The following is a 14,328-nucleotide window of genomic DNA, read 5'->3' as shown; positions in this document are numbered from 1 at the left end:
GAACGGGGGTGACGACGCGGGACGGATGCCTACCGGCCGGTAGCGCCCTGAACCTAGGCCGGGCGTCGAGAGCTGTCAATCACTGACTGACCGAACCGACAGTCTCCGTCCCGCCGTCCGCTCACACCAGGCCGTGCGCCAGCATCGCCTCGGCCACCCGCCGGAACCCCTGGATGTTCGCGCCGGCCACGTAGTCACCGGGCAGGCCGAACTCCTCGGCCGTCGCCCAGCACCTGTCGTGCACGTCCCGCATGATCTCGCGCAGCCGCTGCTCCGACTCGCCGAACGTCCACGTGTCGCGGCTGGCGTTCTGCTGCATCTCCAGCCCGCTCACCGCCACACCGCCGGCGTTGGCGGCCTTGCCCGGGGCGAACCGCACCCCGGCCCGGCCGAGGATCCGCACCGCCTCCGGCGTGGTGGGCATGTTCGCCCCCTCCACCACCGCGACGCAGCCGCCGGCGACCAGCGCGGCCGCCTCCGCGCCGCCGATCTCGTTCTGCGTGGCGCAGGGCAGCGCCAGGTCGCAGGGCACCTCCCAGACGTTGCGGTCCGGGACCGCCACCGCGTTGCGCGCGTGCTCCGCGTACTCGGCCAGCCGCCCCCGGCGCTGCTCCTTCAGCTCCCGCAGCAACGCCAGGTCGATGCCCTTCTCGTCGACCACGTAGCCGCCGGAGTCCGAGCACGCCACCACGGTGCCGCCGAGCTGGTGCACCTTCTCGATCGCGTAGATCGCCACGTTGCCGGAGCCGGACACCACGACCCGCTTGCCCTCCAGGCTGTCCCCGGCCTGGCGGAGCATCTCGTCGGCGAAGAACACCGCTCCGTACCCGGTCGCCTCCCGGCGCACCTGCGCACCCCCGTACGCCAGGCCCTTGCCGGTGAGCACGCCCGCGTCGTACCGGTTGGTGATCCGCTTGTACTGCCCGAACAGGTAGCCGATCTCCCGGCCGCCCACCCCGATGTCACCGGCCGGCACGTCGGTCTGCGGGCCGATGTGCCGGTACAGCTCGGTCATGAAGCTCTGACAGAACCGCATCACCTCGCGGTCCGAGCGGCCCTTCGGGTCGAAGTCCGCGCCGCCCTTGCCGCCACCGATGGACAGCCCGGTCAGCGCGTTCTTGAAGATCTGCTCGAAGCCGAGGAACTTCACGATGCCCAGGTAGACCGACGGGTGGAAGCGCAGCCCGCCCTTGAACGGGCCGAGCGCGCTGTTGAACTCCACCCGGAAGCCGCGGTTGACCCGTACCCGGCCCTGGTCGTCCTCCCACGGCACGCGGAAGATGACCTGCCGCTCCGGCTCGCAGACGCGCTCGACCACCTCGGCGTACTCCGGATGCCGGGCCAGAGCCGGACCGATGCTCTCCAGCACCTCGCGGACCGCCTGGTGGAACTCGGGCTCTCCCGGGTTCCGGGCGACCACGCCGGCGAACACCGACTCGACCGTCTCCGGCATCACGGGCACCTCCTCTCGCCTGGAACGCAGACCCTCTGGCCTGCGTCGCCCCAGGATACGAACGGTGCGCGGGGTGAGGTTCACTGGTCCGCGTGGACGCCACCATCTGGACGACGGCGCGCGACGCGCGCGCCTGGCTCGACGCCGCGAACGGCCGCGGCGACACCGAACTGACCTGTCGCATCCTCAAGATCGGCGAGGAGGCCGGTGAGGTCGCCGCGGCCTGGATCGGGCTGCTCGGGCAGAACCCGCGCAAGGGGGTGACGCACACCCGCGAGGAGGTCGCCGCCGAACTCGCCGACGTGGCGTTCACCGCGCTCGTCGCGATCGAGAGTCTCGGCCTGGACGCGCACGCCGTGCTGGCCGCCTGCGCCGGCAAGGTGCGGGAACGTACCGGAGTGGGAATGAACCGGGACGCCGACGCGGACGTATGACCCCATGGGGACCGGCGAGAGGGGACGACCATGACCGCATCCGAGGACGACCCCGGCCGGACCCGATCCCGCTGGTCCGGCGGAGCCCGGCTGCTGGCGGCGGCGGCCGTGCTGGTGGTGGTGCTCGGCGCGGTGGCGGTGGCGGTGACCCTGTCCAACCCGGCCCGCCTCGGCGTGGTCTTCTCCGGCGGCGCGCCGCCGTCGCCCGGGCGCGGCGGCTCCGGCGGGGCGGGCCCCGCCGAGGTGGCCGGCGCGCAGACCCTCACCGCGCCCCGGGGTGACCGGCGGCTCGCCCAGTTCGAGCTGGCCGACGGGCTGACCCGGTTCACCCTGCGGGCCGCCGACCTCGGCGACGACCTGTATCGGATCGGCGCGCCGGACGGCTCCGGTGTGACACCGCGCCCGCAGATGGTGGGCGACCGGGTCCGGCTGCGGATCGAGGAGAACGGCCGTCCCGGCCCGGCCGCCGTCGAGGTGGTGCTCAACTCGCGGGTCACCTGGCGGCTGCGACTCATCGGCGGGGTCAGCGAGCAGCGGCTCGACCTGGGCGAGGCCCGGCTCGCCGGGATCGACCTGGTCGGCGGCGCGTCGCGTACCCGGCTGCTGCTGCCCCGGCTCGACGGCTCGCTCACCGTCCGGATGACCGGCGGGGCCAGCGAACTCACCGTCACCGTGCCGGGCGCGCCGCCGGCCCGGGTGCGGGTGGCCGCCGGTGCCGGCTCCCTGACCCTGTACGACGAGCGCCGTGGTGGGATCGCCGCCGGTGACCTGGTCAGCTCGCCGGGCTGGGACCGGGCTGCCGACCGGCTCTACCTCGACCTGGTGGGGGGCGTCAACGCGGTGAGCGTCACCGCGGAGTGAGCGTACAGTCGGGGCGGTGGACCGCACCGAATCCCTGCCCGCGCAGACACTCCCGCCCGGCGTCGGCCCGACCGATCCGGGCAGTGTGCTGCTGCCCGGCCACGACGTCCCGCTCGGCCGCTACACCACGGTGCGCCGGCTGCTGCCGCAGCGGCAGCGCCGGATGGTCGGCGCCTGGTGCTTCGTCGACCACTTCGGGCCCGACGACGTGGCCGACCGGCCCGGCATGGAGGTGCCGCCGCACCCGCACACCGGGCTGCAGACGGTCACCTGGCTGCTCGACGGGGAGATCCTGCACCGCGACAGCCTCGGCAACGTCCAGCCCATCCGCCCGGGGCAGCTCAACGTGATGACCTCCGGGCGCGGCATCGCGCACTCGGAGCGCTCGCCGCTGGTGCACCCGCCGGTGATGCACGGCGTGCAGCTGTGGGTGGCGCTGCCCGACCCGGCCCGCGCCGGTGACCCGGCCTTCGCGCACCACGCCGACCTGCCGCGCTTCCGCGACGGCGACCTGGACGTCACGCTGCTCGTCGGCGACCTCGGCGGGGAACGCTCGCCCGCGCTCGTGCACACCCCGCTGGTCGGCGCGCAGATCGAGGTCCGCGGCCCGGCGCCGGCCACGCTGCCGCTGCGCCGGGACTTCGAGTACGGGCTGCTGGCCATGTCCGGCACCGCCGAGTGCGAGGGCGTGGCGCTGGCCCCCGGCGCGCTGCTCTACCTGGGCCTCGGCCGGAGCGCGCTGACGCTGCGCGCCGAACCGGGCACCCGGCTGCTGCTGCTCGGCGGCATCCCGTTCGAGGATCCGCTGGTGATGTGGTGGAACTTCGTCGGCCGCTCGCACGAGGAGGTGGTGGCCGCCCGGGAGGACTGGATGGCCGGCCGACGCTTCGGCGTGGTCGCCGACGACGCGGCGCCGCCGCTGCCCGCGCCCGCGCTGCCCACCACCCGGCTCAAGGCCCGCGACCGCAGCGGCGGCGTACCCGGCTGACCCCGGCCCGTGCCCCGCCGCCGCATGCCGCGCCGTCGCCGGGGTAGTCGGCGGGATGCCGACAACCACCGCACCGCGCGACGTCGCGGACCGGAAGCGGCTCGCCCGCCGGCTCGCCGGAGACGGCCGCGGGTTCGCCGAGTGCTTCGGGTTCCGGGTGACGAACAACCCGGCCCAGTTGTTCCAGGTGCTGTACCTGGCCGTCCTGCTGGCCCGCCGGGGTGACTTCCACCGGGCGGTCGACGCGGCCGGCGCGCTGCGCGACGCCGGCTGGGACACCGCGGCCCGGATGGCCCGCTCCCGGCACGAGGACCGGGTACGCGTGCTGCGCGCCGCCGGGCTGCGCGGTGACCTGGCCGGGATCGCCGATACCCTCGGCGACCTGGCCCGCACGCTCGTCGAGACGTACCGGAGTGACCTGCGCCGGTTGCGGACGGCCGCGCACCGGGACCTGCGCGAGGAGCGCCGGCTGCTGACCGCGCTGCCCGGAGTGGACGACGAGGTGTGCGACCTGTTCCTGCGCGAGGCGCAGGCGCTGTGGCGCGAGGCGGCGCCGGTGGCCGACCGGCGGGCGCTCGCGGCGGCCCGGCGGCTCGGGCTGGGCCGCACCGCGCGCGACCTCGCCGGACTGACCGGCAGCGGCGAGTCGGAGCAACTGTCGTGGCTGGTCGGAGCGCTGGCGAGAGTGGACCTGGAGCGGCGGTACGCCGAGGTGACCGCCTGAGCGCACGTGCGCCCGGCCACATTTCCGCGATTCTCACCCGTTCGGCTGATGTCGCGTCGTATGATGATCGTGGCAGCGATGCCCGCCCGGTTCGGGCGAACATCTCACCGCTACGCGGTCGCGACCCGGTTCGGGCGTGAACCGCGCAGGACAGGTGCTGCGTGGCGCCCCAGGTCGCGGTTCGTGACCCGGGGCGCTCGCCTGTCCAGGGGCGCACGATCCACAGGAGAGCGCCCGCCCTCGACCGTCCCCCGTCGCGCGCGTGCCTGCGCCCGGGCACGCGCCGAGGCCGGCGGCCGTGTCGCCCGCCGGCCCGTCGCCGTGTTCAGATGCCGCGCAGGTGCTGCGAGACGCGCGGGTGGTTGTCCCGGGCCTGCGCCGCGCGCTGCGACCGGCTCACCTCCGGAGCCGCGTCGATGCCGGCCGACCGGGCCACCTCGGTGCCGTTGGCGTAGTCCACCGGGGGCAGTGCGCGCAGCGCCTGCAACACGTCCGGCGGCGCGCCCTCCCGTTCCGCCTCGCGGATGACGTCGTCCTTGCCGGCCGGGTAGTCCAGCGCGGACAGGTACTCCAGGACATCCGTGTAACTCGCCATGGGTCGGGCTCCTCGTGGCAGTAGTCGGGGTCATGACCGGGCGGCGGTTACCCGTCGCGCCGCCGCTCACGCCCGGGAGCGCGAAGTTCTCGGCGCGCGTGCCCGGCGCCGTTTCCGGCGTGTCGTCGCGGGTAGGCGCGGTGGGCGCACCGAAGGGGGTACCACGGATGCACTACCTCACCTTCGTGAGCCGGGTCGCCCGGCTCACCGGCACCAGCGAGGACCGGGCGGCCACGCTCACCGGGGCCACGCTGGAGACACTCGCCGAGCGGCTGACCGGCGGCGAGGTGCTGGACCTCGCCGCGCAGCTGCCCAAGCCGCTGCAGGGGCTGCTCAGCCCGTATCCACGCGACGAGGCGGCCGAACGGTTCGGCGCGGCGGAGTTCGCCGCCCGCGTCGCCCGCCGGGCCGACTGCGACGAGAACACCGCCCGGGACGCCGTACGCGCGGTGTTCGTCACGATGCGCGAGGCGATCCGGGGCGGCGAGTTCCAGGACGTCGTGGTGCAGTTCCCCCGCGACTACCGGGACATGGTGGAACCGGCCCTCGCCCCGGCCTCCGCGAACCGCCGCTGAACCGGCGGCAGGTCAGCCGATCACACCGGCGGCGCGCAGCGCGGCGATCCGGGCGGGATCCATCCCGGCGGCCTCGGCGAGCACCTCGTCGGTGTGCTCGCCGGGCGACGGCGGCGGGCGCCGCACGGCGGTGGGGGTGGCCGAGAAGCGCGGCGCGGGGGCCGGCTGGGTGACGCCGTCCGGCGCCACGAAGACCTCCCGGTCGCGCAGGTGCGGGTGCTCCGGCGCCTCGGCCCAGTCGAGCACCGGCGCCACGCAGGCGTCCGTGCCGGCCAGCAGCTCCGTCCACTCGTCCCGGGTACGGGTGCGGAACAGTCGCGCCCAGGCCGCCCGCAACGCCGGCCAGTTCGCCGGGTCGTCCCGGTCCGGCGCGTCGTCGCCGTCCAGCGGGAACCCGCTGAGCCGGACCAGTTCGGCGTAGAACTGCGGCTCCAGCGCGCCCACCGCCACGTACCGCCCGTCGGCGCACTCGTACGTGTCGTAGAAGGGCGCGCCGCCGTCGAGCAGGTTCACCCCGCGCGGGTCCTGCCACAGCCCGATGCCGCGCAGCGCGTGGATCTGGGTGGCCAGCACCGACACGCCGTCCACGATCGCCGCGTCGACCACCTGGCCGGGCCCGTCGTTGCACACCGCGTGCAGCGCCGCGACCACGCCGAGGGCCAGCATCATGCCGCCGCCGCCGAAGTCGCCGAGCAGGTTCATCGGCGGCACCGGACGCTCACCGGCCCGCCCGACACCGTGCAGCGCGCCGGTCAGCGCCAGGTAGTCGATGTCGTGCCCGGCGCTGTGGGCGAGCGGGCCGCCCTGCCCCCAGCCGGTCATCCGCCCGTACACCAGCTTGGGGTTGACGGCGAAACAGTCGGTCGGGCCGATGCCGAGTCGCTCGGCCACTCCCGGTCGGAAGCCCTCCACCAGCGCGTCCGCCTCGCAGACGAGCGCCAGGACCAGGTCTCGGCCCTCGGGCCGCTTCAGGTCCACCGCGACCGAGCGGCGGTTGCGGTTGAGCAGGTCGCCCGGGAAGGCGCCGAAGCCGCCGCCACCGAGCCGGTCGACCCGCACCACGTCCGCGCCGAGATCGCCCAGCATCATCGCCGCGAACGGCGCGGGGCCGATCCCGGCCAGCTCGATCACTCGGATGCCGGTCAACGGTCCCTGATTGGTCACCCGCGTCACCCTAGGGGCCGCGATGACCTGGCGCCATGCCCTCCACCGCGGCTCAGCGGTTGACCAGGGCAAGCATGCGTGTCCCGACTTGGCGTCCGGTCCGGCGGTGACCTAGCCTTGTGCAGGCGAGGGGAGTACTTCCCACGAATCATTCCGGTCAGTACGGCGAGCCCCAGAGGCGAGCCCCGGGTGGTTGCCCACGAAAACGTGGGTGAAGGAGACCTCGAACATGACACGGTGTTCGAGGAGGTTCCATGCCCGAATTGTCCCCCCTGGCTGCGTCCGAGCTGTCGTCGATCGGGACGCCCACGCTGTGGGCGGTGACGATCGTCGGCGTGCTCGTCCTGCTGGTGCTCGACTTCCTGGTCACCAGGAAGCCGCACGAGGTCTCCATCCGCGAGGCCCTGGGCTGGTCGGCCTTCTACATCGCCCTGCCCCTGGCCTTCGGCGCCTGGGTCTGGTCCCGCTGGGGCGGCCAGCAGGGCATCGAGTACCTCACCGGTTACCTGGTCGAGAAGTCGCTGTCGGTCGACAACCTGTTCGTCTTCATGCTGCTGCTCGCCGCGTTCGCGGTGCCGTCGGTACTGGCCCAGCGGGTGCTGCTCTACGGCATCGCGGGCGCACTGGTGCTGCGCGGCGTGTTCATCGCGCTCGGCGCCGCCGCGCTCAAGACGCTCGACTTCGCCTTCCTGCTCTTCGCGCTCATCCTCATCGCCACCGCGGTGAAGCTGCTGCGCGACGCCCTCAGCGGGCACGAGCAGGAGGTCGACATCAACAAGATGCGGTCGGTGCGGCTGCTGCGCAAGGTCATGCCGGTGGTCGACGAGTACCACGGCACCCGGATGACCATCCGGCAGAACGGCCGCCGGGCGCTCACCCCCTTCGCGCTCGTCGTCGTCGCCGTGCTGGCCACCGACATCGTGTTCGCTGTCGACTCGGTGCCCGCCGTCTATGGCATCACCGAGGACCCGTACCTGGTCTTCGCCACGAACGCGTTCGCGCTGCTGGGCCTGCGGGCGCTCTACTTCGTGCTGCACGCCGCGCTGAGCCGGCTGGTGCACCTCAGCTACGGCCTGGCCGTCATCCTCGCGTTCATCGGTCTCAAGCTGGGCCTGCACTGGGCGCACGGCATCTGGGAGGGCGTGCCGGAGATCCCGACGGTGGCCTCGCTCGGCGTGATCATCGGCGTCCTGGTGATCGTCACCATCACCAGCCTGCGGGCCACCCGTGACAGCGGCGACGGCAAGCGCACGGTCGTGCACGAGGTGTCGGGCGGAGGCGGGGCCTGACTCGGTGGGAACTCCTGCCCCGGCACGGCCGGCGGTGGTACGACTGACGGGTGGGAATCGTCTCGCCGGGCTTCCAGGGCCGGCCCCGTTCGTCCGCGACCGACCTGCCGCCGGGGCAGTACCTCACTGAGGACTTCCCCGTGCTCTCCGCCGGCCCGACGCCGCGCGTCTCCCTCGACACCTGGGAGTTCGTGCTCACCAGCGAGACCGGCGCGGAGTACCGCTGGTCCTGGGACGAGCTGATGGGCCTGCCGCAGGACACCCCGACGGTGGACCTGCACTGTGTCACCCGCTGGTCCAAGCTCGGCACCACCTGGCAGGGCGTCTCCCTGGACACGCTGCTCGACGGCGTCGACACCGGCGCCCGGTACGCCCTGGCGCACTCCTACGGCGGCTACACCACGAACCTGCCGCTGGACGACCTGCGCGGCGGGCGGGCGTGGGTGGTGCACACGTACGACGGAGGGCCGCTGCCGGCCGAGCACGGCGGCCCGGCGCGGCTGCTCGTACCGCACCTGTACCTGTGGAAGTCGGCGAAGTGGGTGCACGGCATCCGGCTGCTCGTCGACGACCGGCCCGGCTTCTGGGAGACCGCCGGCTACCACGACTACGGCGACCCGTGGCGCGAGCAGCGCTACCAGGGCGACTGAGGTGGCGGCACCGGCCGAAGGGCGCCGCGTCGCCCCGCTGATGTGGCGGGTGGCCCGCCTGGTCGAGCGGCGGATCGAGACGCCCACCGCGCAGACGTTGGTGCTGGACGTGCCCGGCTGGCCCGGACACCTGCCCGGGCAGCACGTCGACCTGCGCCTGACCGCCGAGGACGGCTACCAGGCCGCCCGGTCGTACTCGCTGGCCGGCCCCGCCGACGGCGAGCGGATCGAGGTCACCGTGCAGCGGGTGCCCGACGGCGAGGTGTCGCCGTACCTGACCGACACCTACGCCGAGGGCGACCCGCTGGAGGTCCGCGGCCCGGTCGGCGGCTGGTTCGTCTGGCGTACCGACGACACCGCGCCGGTGCTGCTGGTCGGCGGCGGGTCGGGCGTGGTGCCGCTGATGGCGATGATCCGCGCGCGCCGCGCCGCGGGCAGCCGCACACCGTTCCGGCTCGTCTACTCGGTGCGCACCCCGGACGACGTCATCTACGCCGACGAGCTGCGCCGCCGCGCCCGCGACGACCAGGGCCTGGACGTGGCGTACGTCTACACCCGGTCCGCGCCCGAGGGCTGGCGCGGCGAGCCGCACCGGATCGGCCTCGCCGACGTGAACAGTCACGGCTGGCCGCCCGACCTGGAGCCGCTGTGCTACGTGTGCGGTCCCACCGGATTCGTGGAAACCGTGGCCGACCTGCTGGTGGGGCTGGGTCACCCGACCCGGCGCGTGCGGACCGAACGGTTCGGCCCGACCGGCTGAGAACCCGAGGAGGGCGTATGACCGACCTGTCGTACCTGGACGGCAACATGCTCGACGGGCCGTTGCGTGAGCTGTTCGCCGTCGACCTGAGCGCCACCACCGGGCGGTGCGACACCTGCGGGACGACCGGCCCGATGGCCGGGCTGCACGTCTACTCGCACGCCCCGGGCCTGGTCGGGCGCTGCCCCGCCTGCTCCGGGGTGATGGTGCGGCTGGTCCGCGCGCCGCAGCGGGCCTGGCTGGACCTGCGCGGCACCACGTACCTCCAGGTGCCCATGCCGGCCGAGCCGGGCTTCCGCGCCGCGCCCTGACGTCTGCGCCGCGGCCGGGCGGCGCCCCGACACCCGCGCCCCGGTCACGCCGCGCGCCGGCGTCCGCGCCGCTTCCGGTCCGCGCCGCCCGCGCCGGCGTAGCCGCCCGACGAGCTGCCCCACCGTCACCGGCACCACCGACAGCACGAGCTGACCGTTGCGCGGGTCGACGGTCGCCGCGACGCCGTACAGCCGGGCGCCGTGCCGCAGCAGCCGGGGCCGTCCGGCGGCGAGCCGTGGGGCGCGCACCGCGGCCCCACCGCGCCCGTGCCCGCCGTCCACCTCCGCGCGGACCGGATGGCGCTGCCCGCCGGTGGCCAGGAGCCGGTCGAGCGCGAAGTCCGTGCGCAGCGTGCGGCCGGTCGGGTCCCCGGCGTCCATCCGGGTGGCGCCCACGACCGGGCCGGCCAGCATCCGCACCGGCCCGGCCTCGGTCGCGAACCGGGGGTACGGGCTGCGCGTGGTCACCGTCAGCGTGTGCCCGTCGGCCCAGCTCACGTCGACCGTGTCCAGTCGCGCCAGCCAGTCGGCGCGCACGTCGGTCACGTCGGTCCACGGCGCCGGAGCGCCCGGGTAGCCCGCGTGCCACCGGTCGCCGGCGAACACCGTCGCCGGTACGCCCCGGTCGCTGTCCTGCTCGATGACCGCCAGCAGGTCGTCGACGCCTCCCGCCGTCACCGCGCCCAGGCGCAGCCGGGCCTCGATGCCGAGCCGGTCCCGCAGGCAACCGGTGACGTGCCGCCGCACCAGCCGCGCCACCGTCGCGTGCACCCGCTCCTGCGTGGCCCGGTCCAGGTGCCGGAAGTCGTCGCCGACCAGGTTCGCCAGCTCCAGGCCCACGTGGCGGTGCAGCACCGCGTCCCGGCGCTCCTCGGCGGGGATCAGGCCGGCCACGTACGCGAACAGCCGCTCCACGCTGACCAGGCGCTGCTCCACCCGGCTGTGGTAGGTGATGTTGCGGGCGTCCAGCCGACGTACCGCGTGGTAGTAGTCGTAGTCGGCGAGCACCGAGACCCGCCGCGCGTGGTAGCAGGCGGCGAGCGTGAACGGCTGGTCGCTGAGCACCGGCATGTCCTCCGGGAACCGCAGCCCGAGCCGGTCCACGAGGTCGCGCCGGAACAGCTTCGTGTTCGCCAGCGACCACGGCAGCGCCGAGTCGAACAGGCTCACGTCGACCGCGTTGCCCTCGGCGAACACGTCGGAGAAGACGTGCCGGCCGTTGACCCCCACCACCCTGCCGAGCACCACGTCCGAGCCGTACCGGTCGGCGGCGGCGACCAGACGTTCGAGGGCCTCCGGGCCGAGCCGGTCGTCCGAGCCGAGGAAGAAGACGTACCGGCCGGTGGCCAGGTCCAGTCCCCGGTTGCAGGGCGAGGCGGGGCCACCCGAGTTGGGCTGGTGAACCACCCGCACCGTGCCGGGGTGCTTCGCGGCGTACCGGTCCAGCAGGCGGCCGCTGCCGTCGGTGGACCCGTCGTCCACCGCCACGATCTCCATCCGGTCCGGGCCGATCGTCTGCCGCAGCACCGAGTCGAGGCACGACCGCAGGTACCGCAGCGTGTTGTAGACAGGCACGACCACGCTCACGTCGGGGCGGCTCGCCGCCTCCTCGGCTGCTGCCACTGCTGCTCCTTCGCGGTCGCCCGTACGATCCGGTGCGACCCAGCGTGGTGGAGCGAGCCGTCCGGGTGACGACACCGGCGTGACGGCGAGGTGACCGGCAGGCAGCCGTTGGACACGCCGAAGGGCCCGGCCCCTCGTGGTGGGGGTCGGGCCCTTCCGCGTGCGTCTTGTTCTTGCTCTGCAGCCGTGGGCGCGGCGGGGTGGTGCGGTTGGTCAGCTGGTGCTGTAGCCGCGGGTGGCGATCCAGTCGGCGAGGTTGTCGATGCTCATGCGGTAGGTGGCGGTGTTCGGGTCGGCGCTGTCGGCGATGGTGACGGTGCGGCCGTCGTCGCGGTAGCCGATGACGCTGATGTAGTGGCCGCCTTCGAAGGAGTGGGTGGTGCCGTCGGTGTCGGTGGCGGTGCCGGCGATGTTGGCGACCACGGCCCGGCCGGCGTCGACGGTCTTGACCACGTCGGCGCGAAGCTTGTCGGTCTGCTTGTCGTCGGCCTTGGGGGTGCTGATCTCGACCGACTTGTAGGCGTCCTTCGCGCCGGTCTCCTTGTTCAGCACGGGGGTGATGTCGTTGATGGAGTTGGTGCCGGCCTCGGTGGTGCCCATCTCCTTGGCCATGGCGTGCACGTCGATGTTCTTGCCCTGCACGCTCAGCGCGTTGCGGGCGGCGGCGGGGCCGCAGAAGTAGAAGTTGGGCTGGGCTTCGTAGCGCACGTCCAGCTCCCGCTCGCCATGACCGCTCTTGCGGTCGGCGACCACGCTCGTGGTGCCGGTGGTGGGGGCGGCGTGGGCGGCGATGGCGGGGCCGGCGATGCCACCAGCGGTGGCGACGACACCGGCAGCGGTCAGAACGGTCTTGCGCAGCAGAGTGGTAGCCATGATGGTTGCCTCCCTGAAGTGGGGGATACGCGGCAGGGGGATGCCGCGAAGGGGAAAAGTCTTGAGGGGTGCCCGTCGGACGGGCGGCACGCGGGCGACCCGGAGGGGCCTGCTCTGCGCGGCTCGGGGATGTAACGACCACCGGGCCGGGGTCATTCCCGCCGACCGTGGCTCCCGGTCGGGGCGGTGCGACCCGACGGGGCCTGTCCGGTGGCGTGGCCTCGCGGCTCGATCCGGGGGGATGTAACGGCCGGCGGGCCGGGGTCATTCCGGGACGGCGGTGCCCGTCGCTCGGGGATGTAACGACGACCGGGCCGGGCCGATTCCCTGACCAATCCGGGCGCCTCGGCGGGCCGGTGTCCGGCGCTCGACCTGGTGCCTGGGCGGTCAGCCATGTACAACGCCCCGCGCCCGCCACCGATTCCACCCTCACGATGGCACCGACCACAGCCTCGCCAGGCCGACACAGCGAACCCGACATCGCGCACCGAACCACCCGACCGGGCGCGGACGTTCCCGCCCGAGGCGCGGATGGACCCGCCCGCCCACGCGATCTTGCAGTTTGAGCCCCGGCGAACCTCGCGAAGCGGGCACCCGGGGGGCGGCAAGTGCAAGATCTGTGAAGGTGTTTGTCAAGCGTTGGTTTCGAGGGTGCGCCAGATTTGGCGGGCTATGTAGCGTTTGAGGCTGCGGGTGATTTCGGCTGGGGTGCGGCCTTCGGTGGTGCGGCGTTCGACGTAGTCCTTGGTGGGTTGGTGGCATCGTTGGCGGGTTTTCGCGATGGTGTGTAGGGCGGCGTTGAGGGTGCGGTCGCCGCCTCGGTTGAGGCGGTGGCGGATGGTGCGTCCGGAGTTGGCGGGGACGGGGCTGGCGCCGGCGAGTGAGGCGAAGGCGGCTTCGTTGCGGAACCGGCCGGGGTGTGACCAGGCGGTCAGTGCGATCGCGGCGGTGACGGGGCCGATCCCGGGTTGGTCGAGCAGGGTGGGGCAGAGCTTGTCGACCAGGGTGCGGATCTCGGCGAGGTTGGCTTTCAGGAGCTTCTCGAGGGTCAGGATCTGCTCGGCCAGGGCTGCCAGTTGAGTGCGGCGCAGTCGGTCAAGTCCGCTGCCGCTGCCGCTGCCGCTGCCGCTGCCGCTGCCGCTGCCGGTGCCGCTGCCGGTGCCGCTGCCGGTGCCGGTGGTGAGGGTGGTGGCGTGTTGGACCTGCCGCAGGGTGTTCAGTCCGCGCATCTGTGTGCGTAGATCGTCGTCGGCGGTGAGGATCAGCGATTTGAACAGGTTGATGGTGGCGGTGCGGGTGTCGCTGTAGTGGCGGCGGCAGACGTGCAGCAGGCGCAGGGCTTCCCGGTCGCCGTCGGCGCGGGGCGTGGCGACGTGGTCGGCGGCCAGCACCGCGCGAGCGGCGTGCACGGCGTCCAACGCGTCGGACTTGCCGCCTCGCCGACGGCGTCCGGCAGCGGGTTTGGGTGCTTCCAGGACGTCCTCACCCGCGGCGCGCAGGACACGCAGCAGGCCGACCCCGTGACACCGGGCGCCGTCCAGGGCCCAGGCCCGCCGGCCCGTTCCCAGCCCGGTCGTCTGCCGCCCGGCCCAGGCCAGCAGAACAGCGGCGCCGTCGGCGGTGGCCGGCACGGTGATCTCGGCCAGCACTGTCCCGACCGGGGTGGTCACCGCGGCGGTGTGCGTATCGGTATGGGTATCCACACCGATGACCGCGTCAACGCGGCCGGCCAGACGATCTGCCAGGATGGAAGGCACGGACGGTTCTCCCTTGCACGGGACGACGTTCGGACGGCGTCGGCCCGGGAGACGATCACCCGGCGGCACATCTGTGATGAGTCACGCGACACCAATCGCGGACAGGCTTCTGATCAGGCCAGCAAGGTGGGCCGGGCCGACGCCGGCAACCCACGAGGACAGGTCGCGCTTCACGGCACACCCTTCTGCGGTGGCCAGATCTTGCATGAGTCACTCGTCGATCACCGACGTCGAACCCTACCGATACCAACCCCTCCCGGAACCGGCCCAC

General features: G+C 73.5%; 14 protein-coding genes and 1 pseudogene. 9 read left to right on the top strand and 6 right to left on the bottom strand.

Annotated features, from left to right (window positions below):
* Window positions 1-121: 121 nt before the first annotated feature.
* Complete coding sequence (gdhA, locus tag O7604_RS25810) at window positions 122-1,453, bottom strand: NADP-specific glutamate dehydrogenase (RefSeq protein ID WP_269706585.1); 1,332 nt, start codon at window positions 1,451-1,453, stop codon at window positions 122-124.
* 92 nt (window positions 1,454-1,545) lie between these two features.
* On the opposite strand from gdhA, the gene O7604_RS25805 reads away from it, so the two are divergent.
* Genes O7604_RS25805 through O7604_RS25790 form a run of 4 tightly spaced genes read left to right on the top strand, consistent with a single transcriptional unit; the run spans window position 1,546 to window position 4,460 of the window.
* On the top strand, window positions 1,546-1,887 hold the full coding sequence (locus O7604_RS25805) for a MazG-like family protein (protein WP_269706584.1): 342 nt from the start codon (window positions 1,546-1,548) through the stop codon (window positions 1,885-1,887).
* 30 nt (window positions 1,888-1,917) lie between these two features.
* On the top strand, window positions 1,918-2,748 hold the full coding sequence (locus O7604_RS25800) for a hypothetical protein (protein ID WP_281578054.1): 831 nt from the start codon (window positions 1,918-1,920) through the stop codon (window positions 2,746-2,748).
* Window positions 2,749-2,764: 16 nt separating this feature from the next.
* Window positions 2,765-3,736, top strand: a complete 972-nt coding sequence (locus O7604_RS25795) for a pirin family protein (RefSeq protein ID WP_269706582.1) — start codon at window positions 2,765-2,767, stop codon at window positions 3,734-3,736.
* 55 nt (window positions 3,737-3,791) lie between these two features.
* Window positions 3,792-4,460, top strand: a complete 669-nt coding sequence (locus tag O7604_RS25790; RefSeq protein ID WP_281578053.1) for a hypothetical protein — start codon at window positions 3,792-3,794, stop codon at window positions 4,458-4,460.
* Window positions 4,461-4,785: 325 nt separating this feature from the next.
* On the opposite strand, the gene O7604_RS25785 is transcribed toward O7604_RS25790, so the two are convergent.
* A complete protein-coding gene (locus O7604_RS25785; RefSeq protein ID WP_269706580.1) occupies window positions 4,786-5,055 on the bottom strand; it encodes a DUF2795 domain-containing protein in 270 nt (89 codons plus the stop codon).
* 167 nt (window positions 5,056-5,222) lie between these two features.
* Here O7604_RS25785 and O7604_RS25780 point away from each other — a divergent pair, with 167 nt between their 5' ends.
* On the top strand, window positions 5,223-5,630 hold the full coding sequence (locus O7604_RS25780) for a DUF2267 domain-containing protein (protein WP_269706579.1): 408 nt from the start codon (window positions 5,223-5,225) through the stop codon (window positions 5,628-5,630).
* Window positions 5,631-5,642: 12 nt separating this feature from the next.
* On the opposite strand, the gene O7604_RS25775 is transcribed toward O7604_RS25780, so the two are convergent.
* A complete protein-coding gene (locus O7604_RS25775) occupies window positions 5,643-6,803 on the bottom strand; it encodes a CaiB/BaiF CoA-transferase family protein (protein WP_269706577.1) in 1,161 nt (386 codons plus the stop codon).
* Between the two features lie 245 nt (window positions 6,804-7,048).
* Here O7604_RS25775 and O7604_RS25770 point away from each other — a divergent pair, with 245 nt between their 5' ends.
* Genes O7604_RS25770 through O7604_RS25755 form a run of 4 tightly spaced genes read left to right on the top strand, consistent with a single transcriptional unit; the run spans window position 7,049 to window position 9,804 of the window.
* Window positions 7,049-8,083: a TerC/Alx family metal homeostasis membrane protein gene (locus O7604_RS25770; protein ID WP_269706575.1), complete on the top strand. Its 1,035-nt coding sequence runs from the start codon at window positions 7,049-7,051 to the stop codon at window positions 8,081-8,083.
* Between the two features lie 50 nt (window positions 8,084-8,133).
* Window positions 8,134-8,733, top strand: a complete 600-nt coding sequence (locus tag O7604_RS25765) for a sulfite oxidase-like oxidoreductase (RefSeq protein WP_269706574.1) — start codon at window positions 8,134-8,136, stop codon at window positions 8,731-8,733.
* A 40-nt stretch (window positions 8,734-8,773) separates the two neighbouring features.
* A complete protein-coding gene (locus O7604_RS25760) occupies window positions 8,774-9,493 on the top strand; it encodes a ferredoxin reductase (protein WP_176739820.1) in 720 nt (239 codons plus the stop codon).
* Between the two features lie 17 nt (window positions 9,494-9,510).
* Complete coding sequence (locus O7604_RS25755) at window positions 9,511-9,804, top strand: DUF6510 family protein (RefSeq protein ID WP_332367337.1); 294 nt, start codon at window positions 9,511-9,513, stop codon at window positions 9,802-9,804.
* A 90-nt stretch (window positions 9,805-9,894) separates the two neighbouring features.
* On the opposite strand, the pseudogene O7604_RS25750 reads toward O7604_RS25755, so the two are convergent.
* From O7604_RS25750 to O7604_RS25740, 3 genes and pseudogenes are all read right to left on the bottom strand, one after another.
* Window positions 9,895-11,427, bottom strand: a pseudogene (locus tag O7604_RS25750) (glycosyltransferase family 2 protein); the annotation flags it as partial.
* A 213-nt stretch (window positions 11,428-11,640) separates the two neighbouring features.
* Window positions 11,641-12,300, bottom strand: a complete 660-nt coding sequence (locus O7604_RS25745) for a C39 family peptidase (protein ID WP_281578052.1) — start codon at window positions 12,298-12,300, stop codon at window positions 11,641-11,643.
* Window positions 12,301-12,932: 632 nt separating this feature from the next.
* The gene (locus O7604_RS25740) at window positions 12,933-14,057 is read right to left on the bottom strand and encodes an IS110 family transposase (RefSeq protein ID WP_281578051.1); all 1,125 of its coding nucleotides are present in this window, start codon (window positions 14,055-14,057) and stop codon (window positions 12,933-12,935) included.
* Between the last annotated feature and the right edge of the window lie 271 nt (window positions 14,058-14,328).

The organism is Micromonospora sp. WMMA1947 (genome assembly GCF_027497355.1).
Classification (GTDB): Bacteria; Actinomycetota; Actinomycetes; order Mycobacteriales; family Micromonosporaceae; genus Micromonospora.
The sequence above is the reverse complement of the archived record's forward strand: the minus strand, read 5'-3'. Positions and strand labels throughout refer to the sequence as shown.

Coding starts and splice junctions, on each gene's coding strand:
- O7604_RS25785 (WP_269706580.1), bottom strand. CDS start 5,055: ATGGCGAGTTACACGGATGTCCTGGAGTACCTGTCCGCGCTGGACTAC.
- O7604_RS25755 (WP_332367337.1), top strand. CDS start 9,511: ATGACCGACCTGTCGTACCTGGACGGCAACATGCTCGACGGGCCGTTG.
- O7604_RS25800 (WP_281578054.1), top strand. CDS start 1,918: ATGACCGCATCCGAGGACGACCCCGGCCGGACCCGATCCCGCTGGTCC.
- O7604_RS25760 (WP_176739820.1), top strand. CDS start 8,774: ATGTGGCGGGTGGCCCGCCTGGTCGAGCGGCGGATCGAGACGCCCACC.
- O7604_RS25770 (WP_269706575.1), top strand. CDS start 7,049: ATGCCCGAATTGTCCCCCCTGGCTGCGTCCGAGCTGTCGTCGATCGGG.
- O7604_RS25745 (WP_281578052.1), bottom strand. CDS start 12,300: ATGGCTACCACTCTGCTGCGCAAGACCGTTCTGACCGCTGCCGGTGTC.
- O7604_RS25780 (WP_269706579.1), top strand. CDS start 5,223: ATGCACTACCTCACCTTCGTGAGCCGGGTCGCCCGGCTCACCGGCACC.
- O7604_RS25790 (WP_281578053.1), top strand. CDS start 3,792: ATGCCGACAACCACCGCACCGCGCGACGTCGCGGACCGGAAGCGGCTC.
- gdhA (WP_269706585.1), bottom strand. CDS start 1,453: ATGCCGGAGACGGTCGAGTCGGTGTTCGCCGGCGTGGTCGCCCGGAAC.